The sequence below is a fragment of the Psychrobacillus sp. genome, assembly GCF_056205495.1.
In genome coordinates this window covers 1-1,730 of the sequence record NZ_JBAEAP010000558.1, presented here as the reverse complement: position 1 = coordinate 1,730, position 1,730 = coordinate 1, and the positions used below count along the sequence as shown (strand labels likewise).

Genomic DNA, 1,730 nt, shown 5'->3' with positions numbered 1-1,730 from the left:
AGAAAAGACTTGATCCAATTTTTTGCTAACCTTTATAAAGAAGGAGCGATGACGAAGGATTTTGCAGTTCTTGATTGGGCTAGCACGAACACGGAGTTTTACTCTGGAAAAGCTGGAATCTTTGTTGGGGGAGTTTCAGGTATGTCTGAAGCCTATTTCGAAGGTCTTTTAGCAGCAAATCCAGATGCACATTTAATAGCGATACCTCCTTTTGAGGCTCCTGATAAATCTAAGGGCTTCACTATTGGATCTGGTTATTCAGGTATTCTAGCTTTAAATGCTAACATGGCTGGAGACGAAGGTAAGATTTTCCGTGCTTTAGAAATGGTTGACTTTGGTAAAACATATTACCCAAGAGATACGAAAAATCCTGATAACGCTGATTTCGATTTCTATTTAGGTGGAGAAGGAAAAGGGTATAACATGGAAAATGGGCAGGCTGTACAATTGCCAAACTTCTCATCTGATGGACTTTCACCTTCGACTTACTTCTTAGACAATCGTGAGCAAGTACCAGAAGATGCAAATATCACATATGCAGATGATTACAAAATGCCAGAAATGAAGGAAATGGTTCAGTCTCTTCAGGAAATGTTTGAATCTAACAAGCTTTATGTAGATCCTTCATACGGAGTAATGTCTCCTACAAATCAGGAGAAAGGCACTGATTTAACACAGTTCATCATGAACGAGCAAGCAAAAATGATTGCTGGCCAAAGACCAATCTCTGAATGGGATAGCTTGGTTGAGGAATACATGAAACGTGGAGGAGAACAAATTATTAAGGAAACAAACGAAGGAATTAAGGCAAAGGGCTACACAGAAAGAGAATGGAAATAATATAAAATAGAAGAGCAGCGCCAAAAGTCATTTTAAGACTTTGGTGCTGCTTTTTGTTTAAAACAACAAATAATAAAATGACTCTGGTTTATTTATGGAATATTTTGAAACTAAAATTCTAGATATACGTAAATTAATTACATATAGCAAAGGGGAATTGGTTAATGAAGAAAAAATTACTTTTGGTTTCTATAGTGTTATTGCTTCAGACAGGCTGCTCATATACTTTTAGTCTTGGTAGTACGGAAGACTTTCTAGGAAGTGTTCCACATCCAAAGTCAACTGAGATATTGAATAAATTGCAAAAGGAAGATTATGAAATTGTGTTTTATGAAGATGAAACAGGATTCCGTATTGGATATAAAAAGTCGGGTGATGAACATTGGACACATACTGGAAATGGTGAGGTAGATCCTGATGAAGGTATGGACTGGGTAATGATTAATAATCCAAAAGTACCTTTAACATTGTTTGGTCGAATTATCACGAATGAGCAAATTGCAACCGTGCTTGTAAAGCAAAAAACAATAGATAAAGAAGCAACAATTGTTGAGACGGATAAAGGACTGAGGTATTGGTTTGTTACCTTTGATTCTTTAGAAGACGCAGATCCTGGGGAACCAGACCCATTAAGAATTGAAGCATATGACAGTAGTGGAAACGTCCTGTGGAAAGACAGGTAGTTTAATTATTAACAAGATTATTAGTGAGCTGGGATCTTTTCCTTCTAGCTCATTTTTATATGATTTTTTTGTAGCTGGTAGTGCAAAAAGAATTTAATGCTTTTTTTGTATGGAATCCACTTTTTCTTCAATACGATTTAATTGCTCTTTTTTACTTTTAGAAATACGCCAAACCAATAAAGAAATTATGATGAGTGAGATAACTCC

At 35.9% G+C, this 1,730-nt stretch carries 2 protein-coding genes; both read left to right on the top strand.

From position 1 onward, the window contains the following. Window positions 1-840: type 2 periplasmic-binding domain-containing protein (locus AC06OU_RS15755; protein WP_475857041.1), on the top strand; the 840-nt coding region annotated here is incomplete at its 5' end. A 164-nt stretch (window positions 841-1,004) separates the two neighbouring features. Further along, window positions 1,005-1,523, top strand: coding sequence for a hypothetical protein (locus tag AC06OU_RS15750; protein WP_475857039.1), 519 nt, complete (start codon window positions 1,005-1,007; stop codon window positions 1,521-1,523). The last annotated feature ends 207 nt before the right edge of the window (window positions 1,524-1,730 follow it).

Excerpts from the sequence above, each read along its gene's own strand:
- AC06OU_RS15750 (WP_475857039.1), top strand. The coding sequence starts at position 1,005 with ATGAAGAAAAAATTACTTTTGGTTTCTATAGTGTTATTGCTTCAGACA.